The sequence below is a fragment of the Caenimonas soli genome, from assembly GCF_013155545.1.
Lineage (GTDB): Bacteria > Pseudomonadota > Gammaproteobacteria > Burkholderiales > Burkholderiaceae_C > Ramlibacter > Ramlibacter soli.
The window spans coordinates 122,829-145,761 of the sequence record NZ_JABJVV010000013.1 but is presented as its reverse complement, the minus strand read 5'-3'; the positions used below and the strand labels follow the sequence as shown (position 1 = coordinate 145,761).

Annotated in this window: 23 protein-coding genes; 5 read left to right on the top strand and 18 right to left on the bottom strand. The window is 64.0% G+C overall.

Annotation, left to right across the window (positions count from 1 at the left end; translation table 11 throughout):
- Nucleotides 1-14: 14 nt before the first annotated feature.
- The 9 genes from HNE04_RS19935 to HNE04_RS19895 form a co-directional block, all read right to left on the bottom strand.
- On the bottom strand, nucleotides 15-1,253 hold the full coding sequence (locus HNE04_RS19935; RefSeq protein ID WP_172223150.1) for a D-amino acid dehydrogenase: 1,239 nt from the start codon (nucleotides 1,251-1,253) through the stop codon (nucleotides 15-17).
- Between the two features lie 97 nt (nucleotides 1,254-1,350).
- Nucleotides 1,351-2,322 carry a Bug family tripartite tricarboxylate transporter substrate binding protein gene (locus tag HNE04_RS19930; protein WP_235965208.1) on the bottom strand — a complete coding sequence of 324 codons (972 nt, stop codon included), beginning with the start codon at nucleotides 2,320-2,322 and terminating at the stop codon, nucleotides 1,351-1,353.
- Nucleotides 2,323-2,478: 156 nt separating this feature from the next.
- Nucleotides 2,479-3,006, bottom strand: coding sequence for an ABC transporter substrate-binding protein (locus tag HNE04_RS19925; RefSeq protein WP_407926613.1), 528 nt, complete (start codon nucleotides 3,004-3,006; stop codon nucleotides 2,479-2,481).
- The gene (locus HNE04_RS19920; protein ID WP_172223051.1) at nucleotides 3,006-3,341 is read right to left on the bottom strand and encodes an ABC transporter substrate-binding protein; all 336 of its coding nucleotides are present in this window, start codon (nucleotides 3,339-3,341) and stop codon (nucleotides 3,006-3,008) included. The genes HNE04_RS19925 and HNE04_RS19920 overlap by 1 nt, the downstream gene beginning before the upstream one ends.
- A gap of 10 nt (nucleotides 3,342-3,351) precedes the next feature.
- Nucleotides 3,352-5,250 carry a feruloyl-CoA synthase gene (locus HNE04_RS19915; protein ID WP_172223048.1) on the bottom strand — a complete coding sequence of 633 codons (1,899 nt, stop codon included), beginning with the start codon at nucleotides 5,248-5,250 and terminating at the stop codon, nucleotides 3,352-3,354.
- Complete coding sequence (locus HNE04_RS19910) at nucleotides 5,247-6,482, bottom strand: MFS transporter (protein WP_172223045.1); 1,236 nt, start codon at nucleotides 6,480-6,482, stop codon at nucleotides 5,247-5,249. The genes HNE04_RS19915 and HNE04_RS19910 overlap by 4 nt, the downstream gene beginning before the upstream one ends.
- 28 nt (nucleotides 6,483-6,510) lie before the next feature.
- Nucleotides 6,511-7,113, bottom strand: coding sequence for a VOC family protein (locus tag HNE04_RS19905; protein WP_172223042.1), 603 nt, complete (start codon nucleotides 7,111-7,113; stop codon nucleotides 6,511-6,513).
- 38 nt (nucleotides 7,114-7,151) lie between these two features.
- Complete coding sequence (locus tag HNE04_RS19900; RefSeq protein ID WP_172223040.1) at nucleotides 7,152-8,015, bottom strand: fumarylacetoacetate hydrolase family protein; 864 nt, start codon at nucleotides 8,013-8,015, stop codon at nucleotides 7,152-7,154.
- Nucleotides 8,012-8,737: an FMN-dependent NADH-azoreductase gene (locus HNE04_RS19895; RefSeq protein ID WP_235965206.1), complete on the bottom strand. Its 726-nt coding sequence runs from the start codon at nucleotides 8,735-8,737 to the stop codon at nucleotides 8,012-8,014. The genes HNE04_RS19900 and HNE04_RS19895 overlap by 4 nt, the downstream gene beginning before the upstream one ends.
- 45 nt (nucleotides 8,738-8,782) lie before the next feature.
- Between HNE04_RS19895 and HNE04_RS19890 the strand changes: the two genes are divergently transcribed.
- The 3 genes from HNE04_RS19890 to HNE04_RS19880 all read left to right on the top strand — a co-directional run bounded on the left by HNE04_RS19890 (nucleotide 8,783) and on the right by HNE04_RS19880 (nucleotide 11,119).
- Entirely contained in the window at nucleotides 8,783-9,676 is an 894-nt protein-coding gene (locus HNE04_RS19890) for a LysR substrate-binding domain-containing protein (RefSeq protein WP_172223037.1), read from the top strand.
- A 92-nt stretch (nucleotides 9,677-9,768) separates the two neighbouring features.
- Nucleotides 9,769-10,230, top strand: coding sequence for an Rrf2 family transcriptional regulator (locus tag HNE04_RS19885; protein WP_172223035.1), 462 nt, complete (start codon nucleotides 9,769-9,771; stop codon nucleotides 10,228-10,230).
- On the top strand, nucleotides 10,220-11,119 hold the full coding sequence (locus tag HNE04_RS19880) for an NAD(P)/FAD-dependent oxidoreductase (protein ID WP_172223033.1): 900 nt from the start codon (nucleotides 10,220-10,222) through the stop codon (nucleotides 11,117-11,119). Before HNE04_RS19885 ends, HNE04_RS19880 begins: the two co-directional genes overlap by 11 nt.
- Here the strand turns inward: HNE04_RS19880 and HNE04_RS19875 are convergent.
- The 4 genes from HNE04_RS19875 to HNE04_RS19860 all read right to left on the bottom strand — a co-directional run bounded on the left by HNE04_RS19875 (nucleotide 11,099) and on the right by HNE04_RS19860 (nucleotide 14,047).
- Nucleotides 11,099-12,007: a LysR family transcriptional regulator gene (locus HNE04_RS19875; RefSeq protein WP_172223031.1), complete on the bottom strand. Its 909-nt coding sequence runs from the start codon at nucleotides 12,005-12,007 to the stop codon at nucleotides 11,099-11,101. The two genes, HNE04_RS19880 and HNE04_RS19875, sit on opposite strands and share 21 nt — an antisense overlap.
- A 71-nt stretch (nucleotides 12,008-12,078) precedes the next feature.
- Nucleotides 12,079-12,276, bottom strand: coding sequence for a hypothetical protein (locus HNE04_RS19870; protein ID WP_172223029.1), 198 nt, complete (start codon nucleotides 12,274-12,276; stop codon nucleotides 12,079-12,081).
- Between the two features lie 119 nt (nucleotides 12,277-12,395).
- Nucleotides 12,396-13,121 (bottom strand): aldolase, encoded by a 726-nt coding sequence (locus HNE04_RS19865; protein ID WP_172223027.1) that lies wholly within the window; start codon nucleotides 13,119-13,121, stop codon nucleotides 12,396-12,398.
- The gene (locus tag HNE04_RS19860; protein WP_235965204.1) at nucleotides 13,118-14,047 is read right to left on the bottom strand and encodes a Bug family tripartite tricarboxylate transporter substrate binding protein; all 930 of its coding nucleotides are present in this window, start codon (nucleotides 14,045-14,047) and stop codon (nucleotides 13,118-13,120) included. The genes HNE04_RS19865 and HNE04_RS19860 overlap by 4 nt, the downstream gene beginning before the upstream one ends.
- 217 nt (nucleotides 14,048-14,264) lie before the next feature.
- Here HNE04_RS19860 and HNE04_RS19855 point away from each other — a divergent pair, with 217 nt between their 5' ends.
- Nucleotides 14,265-17,075 (top strand): ATP-binding protein, encoded by a 2,811-nt coding sequence (locus HNE04_RS19855; protein ID WP_172223023.1) that lies wholly within the window; start codon nucleotides 14,265-14,267, stop codon nucleotides 17,073-17,075.
- Here the strand turns inward: HNE04_RS19855 and HNE04_RS19850 are convergent.
- Both HNE04_RS19850 and HNE04_RS19845 read right to left on the bottom strand, forming a co-directional pair.
- The gene (locus HNE04_RS19850) at nucleotides 17,072-18,511 is read right to left on the bottom strand and encodes a catalase (RefSeq protein ID WP_172223021.1); all 1,440 of its coding nucleotides are present in this window, start codon (nucleotides 18,509-18,511) and stop codon (nucleotides 17,072-17,074) included. The two genes, HNE04_RS19855 and HNE04_RS19850, sit on opposite strands and share 4 nt — an antisense overlap.
- Nucleotides 18,508-19,251: a response regulator transcription factor gene (locus tag HNE04_RS19845; RefSeq protein WP_172223018.1), complete on the bottom strand. Its 744-nt coding sequence runs from the start codon at nucleotides 19,249-19,251 to the stop codon at nucleotides 18,508-18,510. The genes HNE04_RS19850 and HNE04_RS19845 overlap by 4 nt, the downstream gene beginning before the upstream one ends.
- Nucleotides 19,252-19,501: 250 nt before the next feature.
- Between HNE04_RS19845 and HNE04_RS19840 the strand changes: the two genes are divergently transcribed.
- Entirely contained in the window at nucleotides 19,502-20,467 is a 966-nt protein-coding gene (locus HNE04_RS19840) for an alpha/beta fold hydrolase (protein WP_207717647.1), read from the top strand.
- 2 nt (nucleotides 20,468-20,469) lie between these two features.
- Here the strand turns inward: HNE04_RS19840 and HNE04_RS19835 are convergent, their stop codons facing one another.
- The 3 genes from HNE04_RS19835 to HNE04_RS19825 all read right to left on the bottom strand — a co-directional run bounded on the left by HNE04_RS19835 (nucleotide 20,470) and on the right by HNE04_RS19825 (nucleotide 22,892).
- A complete protein-coding gene (locus HNE04_RS19835; RefSeq protein WP_172223015.1) occupies nucleotides 20,470-20,748 on the bottom strand; it encodes an SDR family oxidoreductase in 279 nt (92 codons plus the stop codon).
- 97 nt (nucleotides 20,749-20,845) lie between these two features.
- Nucleotides 20,846-21,199 carry a hypothetical protein gene (locus HNE04_RS19830; protein WP_172223013.1) on the bottom strand — a complete coding sequence of 118 codons (354 nt, stop codon included), beginning with the start codon at nucleotides 21,197-21,199 and terminating at the stop codon, nucleotides 20,846-20,848.
- Nucleotides 21,200-21,344: 145 nt separating this feature from the next.
- Complete coding sequence (locus HNE04_RS19825; RefSeq protein ID WP_172223010.1) at nucleotides 21,345-22,892, bottom strand: phospholipase D-like domain-containing protein; 1,548 nt, start codon at nucleotides 22,890-22,892, stop codon at nucleotides 21,345-21,347.
- Nucleotides 22,893-22,933 lie beyond the last annotated feature (41 nt).

The following is a 22,933-nucleotide window of genomic DNA, read 5'->3' as shown; positions in this document are numbered from 1 at the left end:
GGTGCGGCCTGCCCTCAACGGCTGCCCAAGGCGTAGACGGAAGGATCCAGCGCTGGCGCCAGGCCCGCGAGCATATCCGCCAGCAGGCGCGCCGATCCGAACGCCAAAGTCAACCCCAGCGCGCCGTGGCCGACGTTCAGGTGGGTGTTGGAGTAGGCGGTGCGGCCGATCACCGGCACCGAGCTTGGTGTGGCAGGTCGAAGCCCCGCCCAAGGCTGCGGCTCTTCCAGGTCGATCGCCGAGCCGAACGATTCATTCGCATAGGCCACCAACTGCTCGATGCGGCGCGCGTCCAGGCCAGTGTGGTGGGCACCGATTTCCGCCACGCCCGCAACACGGACGCGTTCGCCTATCCGCGCGTAAACGACCTTGCGCCGCGCATCAGTCACGCTGACTCGGGGCGCCCCGCGAGCATCACGCACCTTCGCCGTAATGCTGTAGCCCTTGAGTGGATAAACCGGCAGGTAAATGCCGAGCTTGCGTGCCAGCGACGCACAACCCGTTCCGTTAGCCAGTACGAGCTCATCGACGTCCAGCGTTTCACCGCGGGTCGCGACAGCCAAGACCCGACCCTTGCGGTGAACGAAGTGCTCGGCAGACACCCCATAGTGAAAAGACACGCCGCGGCTGGACAGGGCGCGGTGCAGATTCCGGCACAGAGCCAGGCCATCCACGACGCATTCGCTGGGTGTGTGGATAGCGCCGGCGATCTTCCCCCTGAAGGCGTCCAGCGCCGGCTCGACGCGCAGGCATTGCGCCTCGGTAAGTTCGTGCTGTGCTGGGCCAACGGCGGCCTGCATTTGCATCTGCGCGCGGGCGGCCTGCAGTCCTGCTGCATCCGCATGAAGTACCAGCTTGCCAGAACGCTTAAAGCCCAGTTCCTCCGGGTCGCAGGAAGCAGCCCACAGCTCGGTCTCCGCCCGGCTCAACGCGGCAAGCGCGATCAGATCGAGAGTAGACCGCCGCGCGAGGCTATACCGGCATGCCGCCAGGAAGCGCAGCATCCATTGCCATTGGTGTTTGTCGGGCCTGAGCTTCAGGCTCAGGGGCGAGGCCGGATCCATCAGCAGCCGGGGGATCTCGGGTAACAGGCCAGGCGCTGCGAGTGGCGCGACATAGGCATAGCTCAACTGGCAGCCATTTCCGCCACTGGCACCCGAGCCCGGGGCCGGCCCCGCGTCGATGACGCGCACCTGCATGCCGGCGCGCAACAACGCAGCCGCCGTGCTCAGCCCCACGATGCCGGAGCCGATGATAGTGACGTGACGTCCGCCTACGCTCCCCTTTCGCCTGCCGCGGGCGGCGTCGAGATAGGCGTGACCCCCCTGGGAGCCGGCCGGCGTTGGGCGTTCAGTCAACCTTGGCGCCACTCTTTTGGATGACGGCGCTCCACTTGGTCCGTTCGCTCGCTACAAGTGTCTGAAATTGCTGGGCTGTGCCTCCCAGGGCTTCAAAGCCCATCTTCGCCAGCTGCGCCTTGATGCGCTCGTCATCCAAGATGGCGTTGACCTCCTTGTTGACGCGCTCGATGACCTCCGCAGGGACGCCCTGCATCGCCACGAGCCCGCCCCAGGCGGTCATCTCGTAGCCCAGGACGCCAGCCTCATCCATGGTGGGAACTTGGGGAAACAGTGGGGACCGCCTTTTGGAGGTGACCGCAAGCGCGCGCACCTTGTCGGCCGACACGCTCGAGCCGATGGAGGGGACGTTGTCGAACATCAGCTGGATGCTGTTGCCCATCAGGTCCTGGATGGCCTGGGGGCTGCCCTTGTAGGCCACATGCTGGATCGACACGCCCGACATCGACTTGAAGAGTTCCCCCCCGAGATGACTGGTGGTGCCCGTGCCCGCCGAGCCCATGGAGAGCCGGTCGGGATGCTTTTTCGCATAGGCTATCAACTCCGAAACCGTGGAGACCGGCAGGCCCTTGTTCACCACGAGGAGATTGCTGGTGCTGACCAATGCCACCACGGGCACCAGCTTTCCCGGCTCGTAGGACAGCTTGCTGTACAGGCTTTCGTTGGTGGCCAGCGTGGCGTTGTTGCCGTAAGCCAGCGTGTAGCCGTCAGGCGCGGCAACCATCAAGGCCTGCATGCCGATGTTGCCGCCCGCGCCGGGGCGGTTGTCGATCACCACGGGCTGCCCCAGCCGCTTGCTCAGTTCATTTGCGACGAGCCGGCTGACGATGTCCGGCGAGCCGCCAGCCGCGCTGGGAACGATCAGTTTGATGGGCCGGTCAGGCCAGGCGGCGTTCGCCTGCGTGGCCAGGGAAACCAGCAATGCAATGGTTCCCAGCGCACGCAGCTTGGAGAGATGGAACAAGGCAACCTCCTGATGGATGGAAGAATGAAAGACGATAGCCAAAGAGCGAAGTGTCGGGCGGAGGTGTCGAGGTGGCAAATGAATGTTCGACATCCGCGCATTCCCCGGCGTCATGTAAGAACCCTTTGCCAGTCTCTGTGCTTTTTACCGGCGCTATCACCGGATGAGCTTGCCGCCGCGGCTGACCATGGTGATATCAACGGCCTTGTTGCCGGCTTTCTGGTCGCGCGAATAGTTCACCTGCAGGTCGCCCACATCGAGCTTACCCAAGGCGTTGAGTTTGGCCAGTACGTCCTGCCGGGTGGGCTTGGCACCGGCCTTGCGCAGGGCCTCGTAAAGCACCCGCGCGCCGATGTAGCCTTCCAGGCTGGTGTAGGCGGGCGTTGCCTCAGGCGCATATTTCTTCAAGTCCGCCATGTAGGCTCGCATGATGGCCATGTTGATGTTGCCCGGAAACGGCAAGGCCTGGGAGATCACGACGCCCAACGAATTGGCGAGCCCGGCACCGCGCAGCAGGTCGTCGCCGCTGATGATGGACAGCATATAGATTGCGATGCCGGAGCCGCGCTTGGCGCGCACCACGTTCACAATGTCGGTGCCCATGCTGCCGGGCGCCAACACGACCAGCATGTCCGGCTCGCCTGCCAGGGCTGAATCGACCGCATCCTTCGTTCGTTGGGCGATCAGCTGGCGGTCGGCCGCCGGGACGATGCGTGCCTGGCCGGCAACTTGGCGGCCATGTTGGGTGATGACTGCAATGCGGGGATTCCGGTCCCGGGGCCGATCAGCGCCAGTCCTTCGGCGGCCAGAACGCCCGACTTGGCGACTGCGCCGACGCTGGGCGTGCCGACGACGCCAAAAATCGCCAGTACTTCTGGATCGGCGGCCACTTCCTTGAGGACCTTGACGGTTTCGGCCGGGTCGAATCGATCGTCGTGCACACGCAGCACGACCTTGTTGCCATGCACACCGCCGGTTGCGTTCACCTTGGCAAAAAAGGTGTTGAATCCCAGCGCCATGCCTTTGGCGTTATCCGCGCTTTGCGGATGCGTCGGGGAGGCTCCTTGGAAAAAGGGCTGCGGTCGGGACGACCGGCGCTTCCAGGTTCCCGGCTCGCAGGCGTACGGGCATGATCACGAGTGCGTCAGTGCCTTCTTGAGCGCTATACAGGGCATCCACTTTCGCGCTGCGGTTACGCAGCACATTGGCTTGATTGAGCGAGCCCTTGTCGGTGAGCTCCCCGGTGGCGCTGGAGGGTTGGTCCAGCATCAGCATGAAGCGTGCGACGCGGCCGGCGCTGCCGCCGCCCTGGTCCCAAAGCCGTTGGGCCAGTGCGCGGAAAAACGACTGCACCGCCTCATGCTGCAGCACGTCCGCGGCGGGCGTATCGGGCGCGAGGTTCGACAGCTGCCGGCACGCCTGCAACTGCGGAAACACCAGCAAGCCCACCTCGTTACGGTTCAGGCCGGCGACCGCGACGTCCTGCACGCAGGGCGCCCCCGCTGCAATCACCCGCGAGCGCAACGGGCCGACGCTGACGAAGGTCCCGCTGGACAGTTTGAAATCTTCCGCGATTCGGCCGTCGAACAGCAGCCCGCGCAGCGGCTGGGCTGCGTCCACCCAGCGCACCGCGTCGCCGGTGCGCAGGAACCCTTCGTCGTCGAAGGCATCGGCGGTGAGTTGGGGCTGGCGCCAGTAACCCGGCATCACGTTGGGTCCACGAAATCGTATTTCGAGCTTGCCTTGCGCAGGCACAAGCTTGACATCCACGCCGGGGCAGGGCAATCCGATGTGGCCGGCTTTCAAGTCTTGCGCCAACGCGAAAGTGCAAGCCGGCGCGGTTTCGGTCATGCCCAGGCTGGTCAACATGGGGACGGGCCGGCCGCGGTATCGCGTTGCAGCTGCGTCCAGCTTGTCCCATACGGCCTGCGACAAGCCGGCGCCCGCGTACATGAACCGCTGCAACCGGCTGAAAAGCGATTGGCCCAGGAGGGCATCCTGCTCCAGCGCCAGGGCGAGTTCCTCGAACCCCTTGGGCACATTGAAGTAGTGCGTAGGCGCAACTTCACGCAGGTTGCGCAACGTGGTGGCCATGCCCTGCACCGTGGGCGAGCCCTCGTCGATGTAGAGCGTTCCGCCGTTGTAGAGCGCAATGCCCACGTTGTGGTTGCCGCCGAAGGTGTGGCTCCACGGCAGCCAGTCCACGAGTACGGGTGGCTCGCCCAGGTCCAGGCATTGGCGAACCATTTGTTGGTTGCTGCACCACATGCGGTGCGTATTGACCACCGCCTTGGGCTGCCGGGTCGAGCCCGAGGTAAAAAGGAACTTCACCACCGTGTCCGGCCCGGTCGCCGCATGCGCCTTGTCCACCGCGTCGCCCGGCACCGTGGCAAGCAACGTCGCAAACGCGGTTGACCCGTCGCCGGACTTCGGCTCCGCCAGAACGACTTCGACGCCGTCGGACGCGACAGCATCGAGGGCGCGGCGGTAGGCAGGCCCTGAGGCGAACAGCAGCCCCGGTGTGATAGACGCTAATATCTGGCGCAGCCGCTCATGGTCATTGGCCAGCAACGAGTAGGAAGTAGAGACCGCGGCCGATGGAATGCCCGCCCACATGGCCCCGAGCACCATGGTCATGTGCTCAATATCGTTGCCCGACATGATGGCGACCGGGCGCTCCGCATTCAGACCACGTTCCACCAGCGCCTGGCCCACCGCAAGCGCGCGCTCGAACATCTGCGCGTAGGTCACGCTACGCCACGCGCCCTGATGATCGCGCTGGGCGACGAAGACCCGCTCCGGCGCGGTCTCGGCCCATTGCTGCAGCCGCTGGCTCATCCGCGCTGGATAGTCACCCAGCGGCTGGGACGATTGCAGCCATTGCGAGCCGTCTGCGCCCAGCCTGGTTCGAACGCCCAGGGACGTCATTCGACATCCGCCCGCGGTTGAGCCCGGTCCGAAAACGCGATGGCGAGCGCTGCCAGCAGCGTCGGCACGGCGACGATCAGGAAGAGAACCGGCCATCCCAAGTTGGCCGCCACAAGGGCGCCTCCGATCACGGGGCCGGCAATCGATCCCATGCGCCCTACCCCCATGGTCCAGCCCGTGCCGGCGCCGCGCACGGGAGCGGGAAAAAGATGAACCGCGATCGCCGGCGTGCTCAGCTGACCGCCGAATATGCACATGCCCGTGATGAAGACCACGATGATCATGGCTTGCGGAGAATTGATCTGCTGGCCCAACAGCCAGACCATGCAGCTGCCCAATGCGAACGCCGCTGCCACCGGACGCCAGGGGCCGAACAGCTTGATGGCAAACGACAGCAGCAAGGCTCCGACGATACCGCCCAGATTCAGCAGCACTGCCGCGATCGCCGCACGCTCTGGCGAGAACCCGGCGCGCGTCAGCACGGTGGGCATCCAGCTGACAAGGAAGTAGCTGACCAGCATCACAAAGAACACACCCAGCCACAACAGCAGGGCCGAGGCTGCGCGGCCCTGCCCGAACTGCGCGGTGAGCGATGCGAAGGCGGGCGCGCGGGCGCGCGCGTTGTCCGGGCTCGGTCGCGACTCCGGCAGGCCCCATAGCGCCAGCGGAATCATGGCCAAGGCCGCTAGGCCTCCGCCCAGGAAAATCGCCTGCCATCCATGCGACAGATTGGCGGCGGTAATGCCTCCGCCTACCACCGCGCCGAGCGGAAACCCCAGGAACATCCAGGTGACGGCGGATGCCCGGTGCGCCGGCGGCATGTTCTCGGCCGTGAGGGCGATCACTGTGGGCATGGCGCCACCCAGGCCCAGGCCGGCGGCGAAGCGCAAAGCCATGAGAGAGGCAGGCGACTGCGCCTGTGCGCACAGCAGGGTGAAGATCGTGACATCGGCCAGACAGATCAGCAACATGACGCGGCGGCCGAACCGGTCCGCGAGCGGCCCGACGCACAGCGCACCGGCCACGGCGCCGACAAACCCGGCGGCGAAGAGTTTGCCGATCTCGACCGGCGCCAAACCGAACTGCTTGCCGACCAGGGGTGCAATGAAGGACAGCATCAAGGTGTCAAAGCCGTCGACCATGGCCACCAGGAAGCAGATCGCCAGCACGCGCACCTGCGGCATGCTGAGTGCGCGGCCGCTGGAGGCGCGTGCAAGGGGTAGTGTGCTCATGAATGTCTCCTGTTATATTTTTTTTGGCTCAGGGAATGAACATGTCCCAGGGTGTCGCGCCCTCCGGCAGCTTCGGGCGCGCAGTGATCGCGGGCAAAGGCTCGCCGGCTTCAAAACGGGCAATCATCTGCTCAGGGTCGAACCGGACGCCCATGAAGTTTTCTGTGTATGCGCCACTGGCGAAGAACGCATCCAGGTCGGCCGGCTGCTCGAACACGTCGTATTGCAGTTCGAGCCGGTTTCCGTCGGGATCCTTGTAGTACAGCGAGATCGTCGGACCGTGATTGATCGTCCAGTAGGGCAGGATGTCGTGGCGTGCCAGGCGCCGGTAGCTGGCAAGCAATTCGCCCAGCGAGGCGTACGTGAAAGCGATGTGCTCCAGGCCCGGGCACATGTCGGCCGACCCCGAGACATCGGGCCGGCCTATCAGACCGATGCGGTGGTGCTCATCGTCATAGGTCATAAAGCAGACCATCTCGTTCTCGAAAGCGGGCCGCGCCTCCAACACCCTCAGATACCAGTCGCGCGATCGCTTCAGATTGGAAGCGCGCAGCACGACATGCGCGAGCTTGACTGGGCTGATGGCCTTGTTCCCCGCTGCGTCGGGCAGCGTCCGAGGTGTATTCGTCATGAAAGTCTCCTTGTTGCTGGAAGTCGGGGCCCCTGATGTCAGGCCGGCTCTGGAATCACATGGTTTTCTATCGCCCCAATGAATTCGATCTCCACCCGCACCACATCGCCGGCGCACAGATAGCGGGGCGGGTCCATCAGCCCGCCGACGCCGGCGGGGCTTCCGGTCGACAACACGTCGCCGGGTTCGAGCGTGAAGGCGGTGGACAGCTCCTCCACCATGGCGCCAATGCGATGAATCATCTGGGACGTGTTGGCGTCTTGGCGCAAGTCGCCGTTCACCCAGGTGCGAATGCGCAGCGCATGCGGATCGGGTACTTCATCGCGCGTCACAAGCCAAGGCCCGAACGGCCCATGCGTATCGAAGGACTTGCCTAGCGTGTGCGTCGGTGCGCGCAGTTGCCAGTCGCGCACGCTCATGTCGTTGACAACAACATAGCCGGCGATCACCGCATCGGCATCTTCCTTGCGCACATGCCGGCAGCGCCGGCCGATGACCACACCCAACTCCGCTTCATAGTCGAATTGGTCCGAGACGCGCGGCTTGTGGACCGCGTCGTAGGGCCCGACGATGCACGAGACCTGCTTGTTGAACCAAATCTGGCCGCTGCTGCGGACCACGCCGACCTTGGCCGCCTCAACCAGATGGGATGCGTAGTTGCCGCCCAGACCGAGGAATTTTTGTGGGCTCGGGATGGGCGCGCACAACTGAACGTGGCGCAACGGTATGCGCGGGCTGCCGCCGATGGCATCGCGTATCCAAGCCATCCCTTCCGGCCCGAGGGCAAGAAGTTCACGCAGCCCGGCGGGAGCCCCTTGCTGCCCGTGGACATCGACGACCTCCCCACCTTCAACGGCGCCGAACTTTTGCGTGCCCTGATGGCGAAAGGTGGCCAGTTTCATGCTGCGACCGGCGCGGCCTGCGCGACCCCGAACAGGACGGAAATATCGCGGCGCGCCTGTTCGATAGAACCGTCGCGGCGCCCGGGCATGTTGACCCCTTCGGCCCGTACCACCTCGATGTCGGTAATGCCCATGAAATTGAGCACCGCGATCAAATAGGGCTCCTGGAAGTCCCTCGCGTTCATCGGCGGTTGGCTGTAGCTGCCCCCTCGCGCTGAGGCGATGATGACCCGCTTGCCGGTGGCCAGCCCTTTGGGGCCTTGCGGTGTGTAGGCAAAGGTGCGTCCCGGCTGGGCAAGCGCATCAAGCCAACCCTTGAGCTGGGTGGGGACAGTGAAGTTGTACATCGGCGCGCCGATCACGACCGCATCGGCAGTCAGGAACTCGACAAGCAGTTCTTCCATGAATGCCAGATCGCGCGCGGGCGTATCCGCCGAAGGCTCGGCACCGAATTTGATGACCTTCAATGCGGCTTCGGTCAACTGCGGCGGCACCGTGCGGGCGAGATCGCGATAGACCAATTGAAGCCCCGGTTCCGACGCGCGCCAAGCCTCGACCACGGCGGACGACAGTTCGCGTGAGACGGATTGCGCCCCGGTCACGCTGGCATCGACATGCAGTAGTTTCATTTTTTGCGCCTTTCCAGCACGAAGTTTGTGTGTTCGATGATGCTGACGGAACGATTGCCGAACAAGTAGGTCAAAATGAACGCAACGTTCCATGTCGTGAACGACAACCCGTCGAACAAGAACTCGAGGTGACCCGAAATGGACGATCTCAACGACCTGGTTTTCTTTGCCAAGGTGGTGGAGTTCAACGGTTTCAGCGCGGCGAGCCGCCAGCTGGGCATTCCGAAATCGCGGCTGAGCCGGCGCATCTCGCTTCTCGAGGAACGCATGGGCGTCAGGTTGCTGCACCGGACTTCGCGCCAGCTCGTGGTGACCCCAACGGGGCAGCTGTTTTACGAGCGATGCCAGGCCGTGGCGTCACTGAGCGAATCGGCCCGGGATGTCATTCAGCAGGCAGTGGCCGAGCCAAAGGGACCGCTGCGCATCAGCTGCCCGATCACGCTGGCGCAATGCTGGCTGAACCAGCTGTTGGCGAAATTTCTTCTCGCTTACCCGAAGGTGCGCGTGACCATGCTGGTCACCAACCGCCGGGTCGATCCCGTCGACGAGCACATGGACCTGGTGTTGCGCGTGCGCAGGCAGCCCTTCGAGGACTCCAGCCTGGTGGTCCGTCGCCTGGGCCAGACCACCGATGTGCTGGTCGCCAGTCCCGCCTTCCTTGCGGACCGGGGCGAGCCCACGGAACCCCAAGCGCTCAGTGGCTGGCCTACGTTGTCGCTTCCGAGCGATGGCGATCGGCATACGTGGACCTTGCGGAACGGCGGCACTGTCGCCGAAGTCGCCCATGAACCGCGGCTCGTCACTGAAGACATGTTCGCCCTCAAGCAAGCGGCAATGGACGGGGTTGGCGTGAGCTTGCTGGCCGAGGTCGTCTGCCGCGACGAAATCAAAAGGGGTTTGCTAAGGGTGGTGCTGCCGCAGTGGAGCTGCCCGATCAGCGAGATTCAAGCCGCATTCCCGACGCGGCGCGGCATGCTTCCGGCTGTTCGTGCCCTGATCGAATTCATGGCCGCCCATCCCCTGACTCCGTGAGCGTCATCTCAACTCCCCGAATGGACGCGCGCCGGTGATGACTCAATGCCCCTGCGCGCGTGCGGGACAAGTCATGCAACCATCATAGTTGCATGAAAAGAGACTCCCGGTTGTCAGGCGTCTTGCACTGCTTGCTGCACATGGCGGAACTCGGCCGTCCCGCCACGTCCGAAATGTTGGCTGCGGCGATGGGAACGAACCCCGTCGTCGTTCGCCGCGTCATGGGCGGCCTGCGCGACGCAGGCTTCGTCACTTCAGGCAAAGGACACGGTGGAGGCTGGGTGATCTCGTGCCCGTTGGAGCGGATCACGTTGCGCGACATTCATGAGGCGATCGGAGGCCCACAACTGCTGAGTGTGGGCCACCGCGACGACCAGCCCACCTGCCTGGTCGAACAGGCCGTGAACGCCGCGCTCGGCACCGCGTTCCGCGACGCGGAGCGAATGCTCCTTGAGCACCTGGAGAGGGTGAGCCTCGCTCGGCTTGCCCGGGACTTCCATGGGCTGCTCCAGGAACGGAGTCGCCTTGGCGAAGAGGTGCACCATGGTCATTGACGCACGCATCGACGTCGCCATCGTGGGCGGCAGCTACGCCGGGATCTCTGCCGCGCTGCCGCTGGCTCGCGCGCGGCGGCGCGTCGTCGTCTTCGACAGTGGCCGCAGGCGCAACCGGTTCGCCGCGCGCGCGCACGGCCTGATGGCGCAGGATGGCCGGCCGCCAGGTGACATCCTCGACGATGCTCGCGAGCAGCTTATGGCGTACCCAACCGTTGAGTGGGTCGATTGCGGGGTCGATGCGGCAGCCCCATACGATGGCGGTTTTTTCCAGGTACAGACGCCGCGCGGACGTCTCTGGGCACAGCGCCTGCTGCTGGCGACGGGCGTGGTCGACCATCTGCCGGAAATTCCGGGACTGCAGGAGCGCTGGGGCAAGAGTGTTTTCCACTGCCCTTACTGCCACGGTTACGAACTGCAGCGGGGTCGGATTGGCGTGATCGCCACTGGCCCGGCGTCGCTGCATCAGGCAATGCTGCTGCCCGAGTGGGGCTCGGTCACGTTGTTTCCCAACGACGTCCTCGGAATCTCCGCCGAAGAGGCAGGTGAGCTTCAAGGTCGGGGCGTTCGAGTGCAGCCCGGACGGGTAACGCGGGTCAGCGGCCTTGCCATGGTTCACCTCGACGACGATCAGCGGTTCGACTTGGAGGGCATCTTCGTCGCGAGCCGCACTGAACCAGCATCGAATCTCGCCGAGCAGCTGGGGTGCGAGCACGAAGAGGGGCCACTGGGCCGCTTTGTGAAAACCGGTGCGATGAAGGAAACGACAGTGCCCGGGGTGTTCGCCTGCGGCGACCTGGCCCGCCCCATGGGTAACGTGGCTCTGGCCGTCGGCGATGGCGCGCTTGCCGGCGCGGCCGTTCATCGGTCACTCGTGTTCGGGCATTGAGTTGGGACGCATGGTTTGCCGCAGAGCATCGAGCGCCTCTCCTATCAGGGGACTCTTGTCGTCGCCGATACGGGTGATCGCGACTACCCGCCTGGAGGTCTTGCCGCCGAGAAGACTCAGTCGACGCAACCCACATCCTTCCACCATCTCACGGGGCATCAGCTCCGGCAGCACGCCCACACCCACTCCCAAGCTCGCCAGGCGAAGAACGAGGTCCGCGGTGCTGCACTCTGCGACTGGATGCAGTTCACGTCCACATTCCCGTTCCAGAACGCGGCGCAGAGCGTAGGGCCGCGGCGGCAAGAGGAGCGGCAGGCGTGACAGCTCTTGCACATCCACGCCGTTTGCCTCGAGCCCAAATGCCCCTTCCTTGGCGAACACGGCTATGCGTTCGTCGTGAAGGGGGTGAACGACGAACGCGTCAGTATCCACTGCCACGTCGTACACGACGCCAATATCCGCCTTGCCACGCTCAATCATCTCAACCACCTCGACTGAGTTGTTGACCAAGAGCAACAGGCGAAGCCGGGGAAACTTCGCGTGCAGCAGCGCCGCGGCTGCCGGGATGAGATATGCGGCCAGCGTGCTGAGCGACGTGAGCCGCAGTTGGCCTGCTTCGAGCTCATCATGGTCACGCGCCATGTGGACTGCGGCTTCGAGGTGGCCGACGCTTCCGCCGATACCGTCAAGAAGAGCCTGACCGGCCGAGGTGAGCGACATGCCACGGCCATGTCGTTGGAAAAGCGGCCGCCCAATTTCCTCTTCCAGCTGAGCGATCTGCTTGCTCAACGCAGGTTGAGTGACGCCCAGAATATCACTGGCCTCCCGCAGCGATTGGGCGCGGGCGACCGTGAGGAAGGATTTGAGTCGGACCAATGAGATGTGCATGACGGGCCTTGCGGCCCATCATATGCGCCCGGCTCCGGCTAGGGAAAGTCTGACCAAATGCACTCCTTGGGCTAACTGAGTTCGTTCGTGGCGACCTGCGCCGCGTTAGAACGTTCGCTCCGTGCAGGATGCAGCCTGCTGGTGCGCTGCACGGGGTGGATGGTGGGCTGGCTCGCGATGATGGGTCGGCCCATGGCCATGGCTCCATCGTTGGCGCGGCAGTCGGCACGGCGCTCATCGTCGAGGAGAGATTCGAGGATCACTGACATGTCATTCCCTGGCAAGTAGTTGGCTAGTTCGACATCTGGCTGGGGCAAAACCATCTGCTAGTCAGATGAATATGCATTGCCGACTTCCGGATCGGATTCGCGACATGTTCAGACCTTCCCTAGGCCCGCGCCTGGCGAGCCCAATAGTCGAATGTGGCGTTCACGATGGAGGGCTGCATCAGGAAATCGTGCGCTTCCCGCGCCGCCCCCGGCTCGACGGGATGGATAGCACCCACTGACAGGGCGTCCAATGCCATTCTTGCGGCACGCTCGCCAAAAACGTTCAGGTAGGTGGCCTCCTGCAGGCTTTGGCCGGTGCAGACAAAACCATGATTGGCAAGGAATGCGGAGCGACGGCCTCCAAGGGCTTCAGAGATCAGCGCTCCTTCTTCATCCCCCGTGGGAACACCTGGCCAGTGCGCGAGAAATCCGCAGTCCTCGTAGAACATGCAGGAGTCCATGTGCGCCACCGGCAGCGGAATGCCGAGCATCGACAGGGCGGACGCCGCCGGCGGATGCGTGTGCACGATCGCGCGGACCTTCGGATGGCGTTGGTAGATCCACGAATGAAAGCGTGTCCCTGGATTGGGGCGGCCCTTCCCCTCGAGGGTTTGCAGCTCCTGGTCCACGAGAAGGAGGCTATCCGCGCTGGCCTCCTCCAGTCCAGCCCCCAGACGCAGCGTCAACATGCGGGTGCTATCCCCGTCCCTGAGCGTCACCTGGCCGGCCAGACCCGATGCGTGCCCATGTGCGGCCAGGATGGCACAAGCGTCCAGGAAGAAGTCCTTCGCGCCCTTGCTCCCTGCGTCATGAAAGGCCGCCATTTCAAGAGTCTTCTCGCTCATTCATCCACCTGAATTTTCTGTTCGTGGATCAGGTGGCGGTAATAGGCCACCTCCTTGCCGGCGAAGTCACTGAACTGTGCGCCGTCCGATTTCAAAGGAATGAAGCCTAGAGATTGGACTTTTGCAGCCATCTCAGGACTGGCCGAGACCTGCCGCAGAGCCTGCTCAAGCTTGGCCGCAACGTCGCGGGGCAGCCCCGCGGGTGCAACCAGTCCGACCCAAGGCGCGAAATCAAAGCCCTTGAGACCGGATTCGTTGAACGTCGGAACGTCCGGAAGCTGAGGATTTCGTTCAAGGGTCGCGACTGCCAACGCCTTGACCTTGCCAGACTTGGCGTACTGGCTGCCCAGGTTGGTATCGACAAACATCAGCGGGACGTGCCCTGCCACGACATCGGCCAAGCCCGGAGCGCCACCCTTGTAGGGGATGTGAACCGCACCCACGCCGGCACGCTGTTTGTACGCTTCCATCGCCATGTGCAAGGGCCCGCCCATGCCGGAAGAGGCATAGGTGACCTTGCCGGGGTTCTGCCGGAGGTAGGTCGTGAGTTCGGGGAGATTCGACGCAGCAAGCTGGGGATTGGCGATCAAGACGAGTGGAATTTTCGCGACCAGCCCAATATGCGCGAAGTCCTTCGCTACGTTGTAACTTACCTTCTTCTGCAGCACCGGGTTCACTGCCAAGGCCCCCGCATCGAGCAGACCGATCGTGTAGCCGTCCGGGGCAGCGCGCGCCACTGCTTCAGCCGCGAGCATGCCACCGGCCCCGGGGCGCGGCTCGACAATCACCGGTTGGCCTAGCGGGGATGACAGCCGCTCCGCCAATGCACGGGCCACGGTATCCACGGCGCCGCCGGCCGCCTGCCCCAGGTACAGCTTGATGGGCCGATTCGGATACGTCTGCGCCATGGCGGACAACGCGGACAAGGCGACAGCGGCCGCCAACACAGATCGATGAAATTGCCTTCTAAACACACCCGTCTCCTTCAACGCAGAAACCGCGCCTTCATGCAGTCTATGGAGACATGCCGCTACCGCCAATCCAACGAGGCTTATGACTGACTTAACGAATTGGAATGCCATGGTCAGGCGCTAAAACTGCTGCATGCTCGCGGGCGGCAGCAATCACGAAGGGTTAACGCGCATGTCACGTCTCTCAGACGATCTTTCGGAACAGGCCTTGACCTTCGGCCGCTTTCGGCTGTTCAGGCGACAGAAGCGATTGCTCGAGGGCGACAAACCCGTGCGACTGGGCAGCCGCGCGTTTGAACTCCTGGCAGCACTGGTGGAGCGAGCGGGCGAAGTGATCACGCGTGATGAACTGGAGGCCCGGATATGGCCCAGCACAGTGGTCGAGGAAACCAGTCTGCGGGCGCACGTCTGCGCGTTGCGCAAGGCGCTTGGCGACGGCCGTGACGGAGCCCGCTTCATCGTGAACGATCCCGGGCGCGGCTACTGCTTTGTTGCGGCGGTGGCACAGCCATCCGCCGCGAGGGCCACCCCGCGGGCCCCACGCTCTCCTGGAGCTTTTCACAACCTTCCGTTCCGCTTGACTCGCGTCATCGGCCGCTCGGACGCGATCGATGCGCTGAGCGCATTGGTGGCGAAACAGCGCTTGGTGACCATCTCGGGTCCGGGCGGAATGGGAAAGACGACTGTGGCCCTCGCGGTGGCGGAGAAACTGCTCGGCTCATTCGTGGATGGGGTGTGGCTGGTCGAACTCGCGCCCATCACCGACCCTGCGCGGGTCCCCGGCGCCGTTGCATCCTCGCTCCAGATGTCCGTATCGGTGGACCACCCAATGGCCGACTTGAGCGCGTTCGTGAGCGGCAAGAACATGCTGATCGTGCTGGACACATGCGAGCACGTCCTGGACGCGGCGGCGGCTCTCGCCGAAGGCCTGCTGAAAGCCTGTGACTCCGTTTCCATATTGACGACCAGCCGCCAGCGTTTGAATGCCCAGGGCGAGTGGGTCTATCGGCTTGCGTCGCTGGACATGCCGCCCGACGCCGCGCAGTTGACCTCGACGCAGGCTCTCACCTACCCGGCGGTCCAACTCTTCGTGGAGCGGGCAATGCAGGTCTCGGAAGGCTTCACCCTGTCTGACGCGGATGCGCCAGTTGTTTGCAGTGTCTGCCGGCAACTGGACGGAATGCCGCTGGCGATCGAACTGGCGGCGGGCCGGGTGGACAGCCTGGGTGTGCGCGAACTGGCCGATGGCTTGACCGATCGTTTGCGGCTGCTGGCACGCGGCTGCCGCACGGCGTCGCCGCGGCATCAGGCGCTCAAGGCGATGCTGGATTGGAGTTACCAATTGTTGTCGGCCGCCGAGCGGTCTACGCTGTGCAGGCTGGCGGTATTCAAGGCGGGGTTCACTCTGGAAGCGGCCAGCGCCGTCGCATCGGACGACGATGCCGCCCCGGCGGACGCAATTGCTTGCGTGATGGACCTTACCGTCAAGTCACTGGTCTCCGCCGATTCACGCGATAGTTTCGTGCGATATCGGCTGCTGAATACGACTCGCGCCTACGCGCTTGAAAAACTGCTTGAGGCCGGGGATGGCGCAATCATCGCCAGGCGGCATGCCAACTGCATGTGGAATCTGCTGGCACAAGCCGAGGCGGACCGGGATGCGACGACGCGTGAACAGTGGTTGGCAAACTGCGGGCGGTGGATGGACGACGTCTGGGCCTGCCTGGACTGGTGTTTCTCAAGCGCGGGAGATCCTGCCCTCGGCGTCGCAGTCACGGCGGCCGCCCTGTTGCCGGTTTACGAGCTCGGCCTGCTGGACCAGCATCACGCCCGCATCCAGCAAGCCCTCAACGCCGTTCAGACGCTGTCGCCTGCCCAGCCCGTGATCGAGATGCGGCTGAACGCAGCGCTGATATTTCCCAGTGGCCAGCCGCGGCAACAGGCGCGTGCGCAGTCTGAGGTGATTGCGCGCATGCTTGAATTGGCGGATCGCCTGAAAGAGCCGAGGTACCGGATCGCCGCGCTGTACGGCCTGTGGGGCAAGGACTTTCGGGACGGCGAGTATCCACCAGCCCTGGACAACGCCGTGGAAGTGAGCAGGCTTGCGCAAGCATCGGCCGATTCCCGGGCGATGCTGCTGTCCGATCGATTGCTTGCGCAGTCGCACCATTTCATGGGCAACCATGCGGCGGCGAGCGTTCTGGCCGAACGCGTGCTCGACCGGCCCCTGCGGATGCCGCTGGAGTACACCAGCCCGGTTCCTTACAGCGTGGCGATGCGCATCGTGCTCGCACGCGTCCTGTGGATACAGGGACGGGCGGATCGCGCGGTCGAGGTCGCCGCGGAGTCCGTGAGAATGGCAGCGGATCACCCGTTTGCCTTGACGCAGGCCCTGGCGCTCGCGGCTTGCCCGATCGCCCTCTGGCGGGGCGACACCGGCGCCGCGCGCGCCCTGGTGAACAAGCTGATGGAACACTCCGATCGGCACCCGTCCGCCTACTGGCAATCCTGGGGACGAAGCTACGACGCCGTGCTTGCCATTCGCGAATCCAGGGAATCCGGCACAGTGCGGCACGCCCGCCCGTTCTTCCAGACCGGCAATGTCATGGAGCTCGACTGCCTGGCAACGTTGGCCGACGGACTGGCACCGCAAGACGTCTTGCTGCGCGCGGCGCGAGGGACGGTGGGCTGGTCGGCTCCCGAGATCCTGCGCCGGCAAGCCGAGGCGGCGCTGGAGCAGAACACCGGTCAATCCAGCTCGCTGGCCGAGACCGTCTTGATGGAGTCTTTGGCCCTGGCCCGCCGGCAGGGCGCACTCGCGTGGGAGCTGCGAACCGCGACCAGCCTGGGGTGTCTTTGGAGTGGACAGCGCCGGGGCGAGGCTCGCCAGCTGGTCTCATCGACATTGGAGCGATTTACCGAGGGCCTGGAGACGGCGGACTTGTGCAGGGCAAGGCGCCTCCTCGAAGAGCTGAGCGGCTAGGAGCGAGCAAGCCGAAGCAGCGCCTCGGCGACACCCTTGCCATAGGCCGGATCCGCCCTGCCGCAATTGGCGATGTGGCGGTCCAGGACGTCCTGCCCGGCGCCCCGCATTGCGCGAGCCGTGTTGTCGAACAGGCGCTGCCGCTCTTGGGCGGACATCAGCCGAAACAGTGCGCCCGGCTGGGAGTAGTAGTCTTCATCGACCCGGTGATCCCAATGCCCTGCGGCTCCTTGCAGCGCGGATCGGTCCTCGTGCAGGTCGGGCTGATCCGTCCATTCCCCGGCGCTGTTCGGCACATAGCCGATTCGGGCGCCGAGGTTGCCGTCGGTGCGCATTGCGCCGTCGCGGTGGTAGCTGTTGAACGGGCACTTGGGCGCATTGACCGGTATGTGATTGAAGTTGGCGCCGAGCCGATAGCGCTGCGCGTCTGCGTATGCGAACAAACGCGCCTGCAGCATCTTGTCCGGCGAGAAACCAATTCCAGGGACCACATTGGCAGGCGAGAAAGCTGCTTGCTCGACCTCCGCAAAGCAGTTCTGGGGATTGCGGTTGAGCTCCAACAGGCCCACTTCAATCAAGGGAAAGTCGCGATGGGGCCATACCTTTGTCAGGTCAAAGGGGTTGGTCGGATGCGCCGCGGCTTGCCGCTCGCTCATGATCTGAACGAAGAGCTTCCAACGCGGAAAGTCGCCACGCTCGATGCTCTGAAAGAGATCTCGCTGCGAGCTTTCACGGTCCTCCCCGACCAGACTGCGAGCCTCCGCGTCGGTCCAGTTCTCTATGCCCTGCATGGACTTGAAGGTGAACTTGACCCAACTGCGCTCGTTCTGCGCATTGATGAAGCTGTACGTGTGGCTTCCGAAGCCGTGCATGTTCCGGTATGTTCTCGGCAGCCCGCGATCACTCATGACGATCGTCACCTGGTGAAGCGCCTCCGGCAGCAAGGTCCAGAACTCCCAATTGCTGTGAGCGTTGCGCATGCCGGTGCGCGGGTCGCGCTTGATCGCGTGGTTCAGGTCCGGAAACCGCAATGGATCACGCATGAAGAATACGGGCGTGTTATTTCCGACAAGGTCCCAGTTGCCTTGTGCGGTATAGAACTTGAGCGCGAAGCCGCGGATGTCGCGCTCCGCATCGGCCGCGCCGCGCTCACCCGCAACCGTCGAGAACCGGGCAAAAACAGGAGTGGCCAGGCCCACCGCGCCAAACAGGGACGCCTTGGTCCATTGCGAAATGTCGTGAGTTACCGTGAAACTGCCGAAGGCGCCTGACCCCTTCGCATGCATGCGCCGTTCCGGGATCACCTCACGATTGAAGTGCGCCATTTTCTCCATGAGCCAGACGTCCTGCAGCAGCGCGGGGCCTCGAGGTCCTGCCGTTTGAATGTTGTGGTTGTCGGCGACCGGCGCGCCTGCGGCGTGTGTGAGCTGTTTCATGAAGCGGCGGAAAAGTGGGGGCCGCGGATGCGCGTGGACTGATGCAGAACGCGCGGTTGGCAGTCACTGCGGGCGTGCGCCGGCTGGTCGTGGCTGCCGAGCTGCACCGTGAGCAATCCGCGGCGGTCCGCCACGGCCGCAGCCTCGGTTCGGGTGGCCGCGTCGAGCTTCTGCAAGATGGCTTTTACGTGGGACTTGACGGTTCCCACCGCGATATTCAGCTTGAGGGCGATGGCTTTGTTCCCATGCCCGCGGGCCAGCAGCCGAAGTACGTCAAGCTCCCGCCCCGTCGGCATCTCACAGGCCAGGCTTTCGGCGATCCGTTGAGCCACGACGGCGCCAAGGTAACGCTCGCCCCTGTGCAAACCACGCACAGCTTCGGCAAGTTCGTGCCGGCTGCAGCCCAGAAGCAGGTAACCGCGGACTCCCTGCTCGAGCGCATGACGTATCTGCCACTGCGTTTCGCACCGCGTGACGATCAGCACGTTCGGCGGCGTTGCACCTCGGGGCGCGGGCTCGAGCCGCTCCTTGGACATGATCTCGAGCGCCGTGTCGTAGTCGGCAACGATCACATCCATCCGCTCGTGCTGCAATGCCCTGGCAGGCGCATCGACCGCCTGCAGGGCGTCGGGCTCCCGGACGACCAGGTCCGGATGCTTGCCAAGCGCACTGGCCACCCCCGCTGAGATCAGGGCGTCCCGGTGAAGGACAAGTACTTTGATCGATTCGCTGAAAAACATGATGTGTCGATGACCTTGAGTTGAGGCGATACGGGGATCCCGCGCACGCAGATAGTGGTCGACCACCGCGTTAATTGGTAGTGAATCAGCGTGAATTGAAGTGACGCGCCGGCGTCGCCCCCCCCGACAGGAGGAGGCTCTCCTGCGCCTTCGTGGTGTTTTGAAAAGCGCGGCGCCTCTCTAGTCTTGGTTCGCCGGGCGCTCAGGAGCGCGCGGCCATTCCATTAGTCAATCGAAAGGAGCGAGGGCCATGCCCAAGCACAACGAAGATCCCCATTTCAGCGCCTTGCGGCGCACGGTCCTGATCGGCGCCGCAGGCATCAGTGCCGGCGCCGCCCTCCCCACCATGGCCTTCGCGGCCAGAAACAAACCCACACAAGGAAACCAAGCCATGAGCACTGTCATCACCAAGGACGGCACCGAGATTTACTACAAGGATTGGGGCGCCGGCCAGCCTGTCGTGTTCAGTCACGGCTGGCCGCTCAACGCCGACAGCTGGGAAGACCAGATGTTGCACCTGGCATCGCGCGGCTACCGCTGCATCGCCCATGATCGTCGTGGGCACGGCCGGTCTACCCAGACGTGGGGCGGCAACGACATGGACACGTTTGCGGATGATCTCGAGACGCTCATGGCGAAGCTCGAGCTCAAGAATGTAGTCCTGGTGGGTTTTTCGATGGGTGGCGGCGAGGTGACCCGCTATGTCGGCCGTCATGGCACCAAACGGCTGGCCAAGCTGGTGCTGGTGGCGGCGGTACCGCCCCTGATGCTGAAGACAGCGGCAAACCCGGGTGGCATTCCGATCGAACACTTCAACGGCCTGCGCAGTGCCTCTATCGCGGACCGCTCACAGTTGTACCGGGACATCGCGAGCGGTCCATTTTTCGGATACAACCGACCGGGCGCCAAAGCGTCGCAGGGTGCCGTGGATGCCTTCTGGGCGCGCGGCATGCAAGCCGGCCACAAGAACACCTACGATTGCATCAAGGCGTTTTCCGAGACGGACTTCACAGCCGATCTCAAGAAGGTCGATATCCCCACGCTCATCATCCACGGGGATGACGATCAGATCGTTCCCATCGATACCTCGGCACGCGCCGCGGCAAACCTGGCTCGAGGCAGCAAGCTGATCGTGTATGCGGGGGCGCCGCATGGCTTGAACGAGACGCACAAAGAGATGCTTAACGCGGACCTTCTCGCGTTTGTCAGAAGCTAGTGTCAGGGCAGCCCGCCTGCGTGGGCGTGCGCGCCCACGCAGGCACTCCTGCCTTGCTGGCGGCGTACACGCTCGATGACGGCATTCCCGATGCGTGCGTTGATCGAGCCGTTGAGGACGATGGCGCCAGCGCTTCGACGGTGAACTAGGCCCTTGCGTTCACCTCGAAGTCCGTCCCACAGTGCCTCGTCGGCATCCCCCATGGGCGCGAACCTGGCAACACCGGCATTGATGAACACGGCGTCGAGCGTGATCCGTTGCCCCGTCAATGCTTGCGCCATCGAACGGGCTGCCGGGATATTGCCGGCATCGCTGAGCAAAGAGACTCAGTCAGCGAACAATCCGGGCATTGCAGCCTCGTAGGTCAAGCGGTAGGGTTCACTTCGCGAGGCCGATTTCCCCGCGTGAGGTAATTTCGCCTGCCTTGTTGGCCCGGGCGCTTTCTGCCTTTCGGGCGGATCGAGCGGCCTGCCGCTCGGTCTTTGGCACCCTTGCCGCGGCTTCGGGAATGGGCGTGCCCTCGCCGGGCATCGACTTCTTGGCCGCATCCGAGCCGGCGCGCTTGCGCAGAACCTTGCCCTCCGCCTTTTCGACGCTGGTTGCCTTCGGCTGGACCGCAGGCGCCGCAGAACCAGGCGGATAGGATTCCGCGGTCGGCGGCTGCTGTGCGAACGCGCTCACTGCAAACAGCTGCGCCAGGGCGAATGAAAGGGAAAGGGTACTCAGTTTCATAGTGGAATTTCCTGCGATGTTGATGGACCGTGGCCCGACGGAACTCCGGCGAGCCGTAGCCATCTTGGTCTAGCCCCGGTTCGCGCAAAACCGCCGCATGGGCCTGCGCGACCTCCTCCGAATGGGAGAGAGCGGGTCATTCGAGTCACAACAGGCTCTCGGGAACCAGGGGTGCGACGAGCAGGTTCTGCAGGCGCATCAACGGCGTCGACTCAGGTTCCGCGAAAAGTGCGGATTCGGCCCCGTGCTCATCCCAAGCGATCCATCGAAGCGCTTCCGTGTCGGGTGCCAGCTGAACGCGGTACGCACCCAAACGGCGAGTGGCCTCCAGCACTTCCAACATCTGCTGCGCGAGCTCGGGGCTTTCGATCCACATGCCCAGCTCGGTGTTCTTGTCAGCCGAGCGCGGATCCATATTCACCGAGCCGATGTAGACCGACGTGCGGTCGATCACAACGGCCTTGGTGTGAAGTCGTCCCAGCGACCGGACCGCCCGCATGCCACTGCGGACTCGCTTGGCGGCTCCCGCCCGAGCGGGACTGAGTTCGTAGAGCTGCACGCCTGCCCTTAGCATCCCCCGCCGATACCGGGCATAGGCAGCGTGCGCGAAGATCGAATCATTGGCCGCCATCGAGTTGGTGAGCACATTGACTCTCACCCCATTGTCAGCAAGTTGACGAATCAGCGCCATGCCTCGCTCGCGCGGTATCAGGTATGGCGTTGCCACGGTGAGTTCACGTTGGGCTCCTGCCATTGCTTCACTGACGCGACTGATCGCGCTTGATGCCAGAAGGTAGTCCTCGTCGTGCAGCAGCACCTTGGAGGGCGAATCGGCGAAGGCGTATGCCGAGCCCGCCACAAGAGTCAGCCGGCCTTGCGCGAACTCGGCCGACGGCGACGCCTGGCCCAACACATCCTCGGTCACCTCCTCCGATCCGATAGACCCAAGAGTTGGAATTGTGGATGGCTCAGGCTCAAGAACACCTGTGCCGGCCTGGCCCAGAACGGCCAGCGCCGGCCAAACAGGACCACTGTCCCAATAGCGGGCAAAGATGGAGGTCAACTGATCCACGATCGCCCCCACCATCAGTGCATCCATGTCAACGAACTCCTGTTCCGGGCTGCTAGCGAAATACTCGTCGGCAATGTTGCGCCCCCCCGCAACGGCAATGGCTTGATCCGCGACCATCAGCTTGTTGTGCATACGGTGGTTCAGCCTGCGCACTTCGCCCGGCGAGGATAAAAACCTACTCACCAGTCCGGACCGCGCGCAGCAGAAGGGGTTGAAAAGCCGAACCTCGACATTCCCTTGTGGTGCTAGAGCGCGCAGGATGGGGTCTATCTGCGCGGTGTGCAGATCGTCAATCAGCAGGCGAACCTGAACGCCCCGCGCGGCGGCATGCGACAGCGCCGTGAGGAAGGCTCTTCCCGTTGCATCGCCGGCGATCAAGTAGTACTGCACATCCAGCGTACGCTCGGCGCGAGCAATGAGCTGCATACGCGCCTCAAGCGCATGGTCGGCCTGTGGCAGCAGCCTGAATCCCGACGATTGCGCCGGCGACAGCGAGTCCCGCGCGATGCTGCCCAGTCGGGTATCTCCAGCCGAAAGAGGGGCACGGCCGCCCGAGTGGGGAGGCTTGGGCGGCAATGAGCCACAGGCGCTCAGAACCAGGGCCGACAGGAAGGCTGCCATGCGCGATCCGCAATGGCGCCAGCAAGTGCGTTTCATAAGGG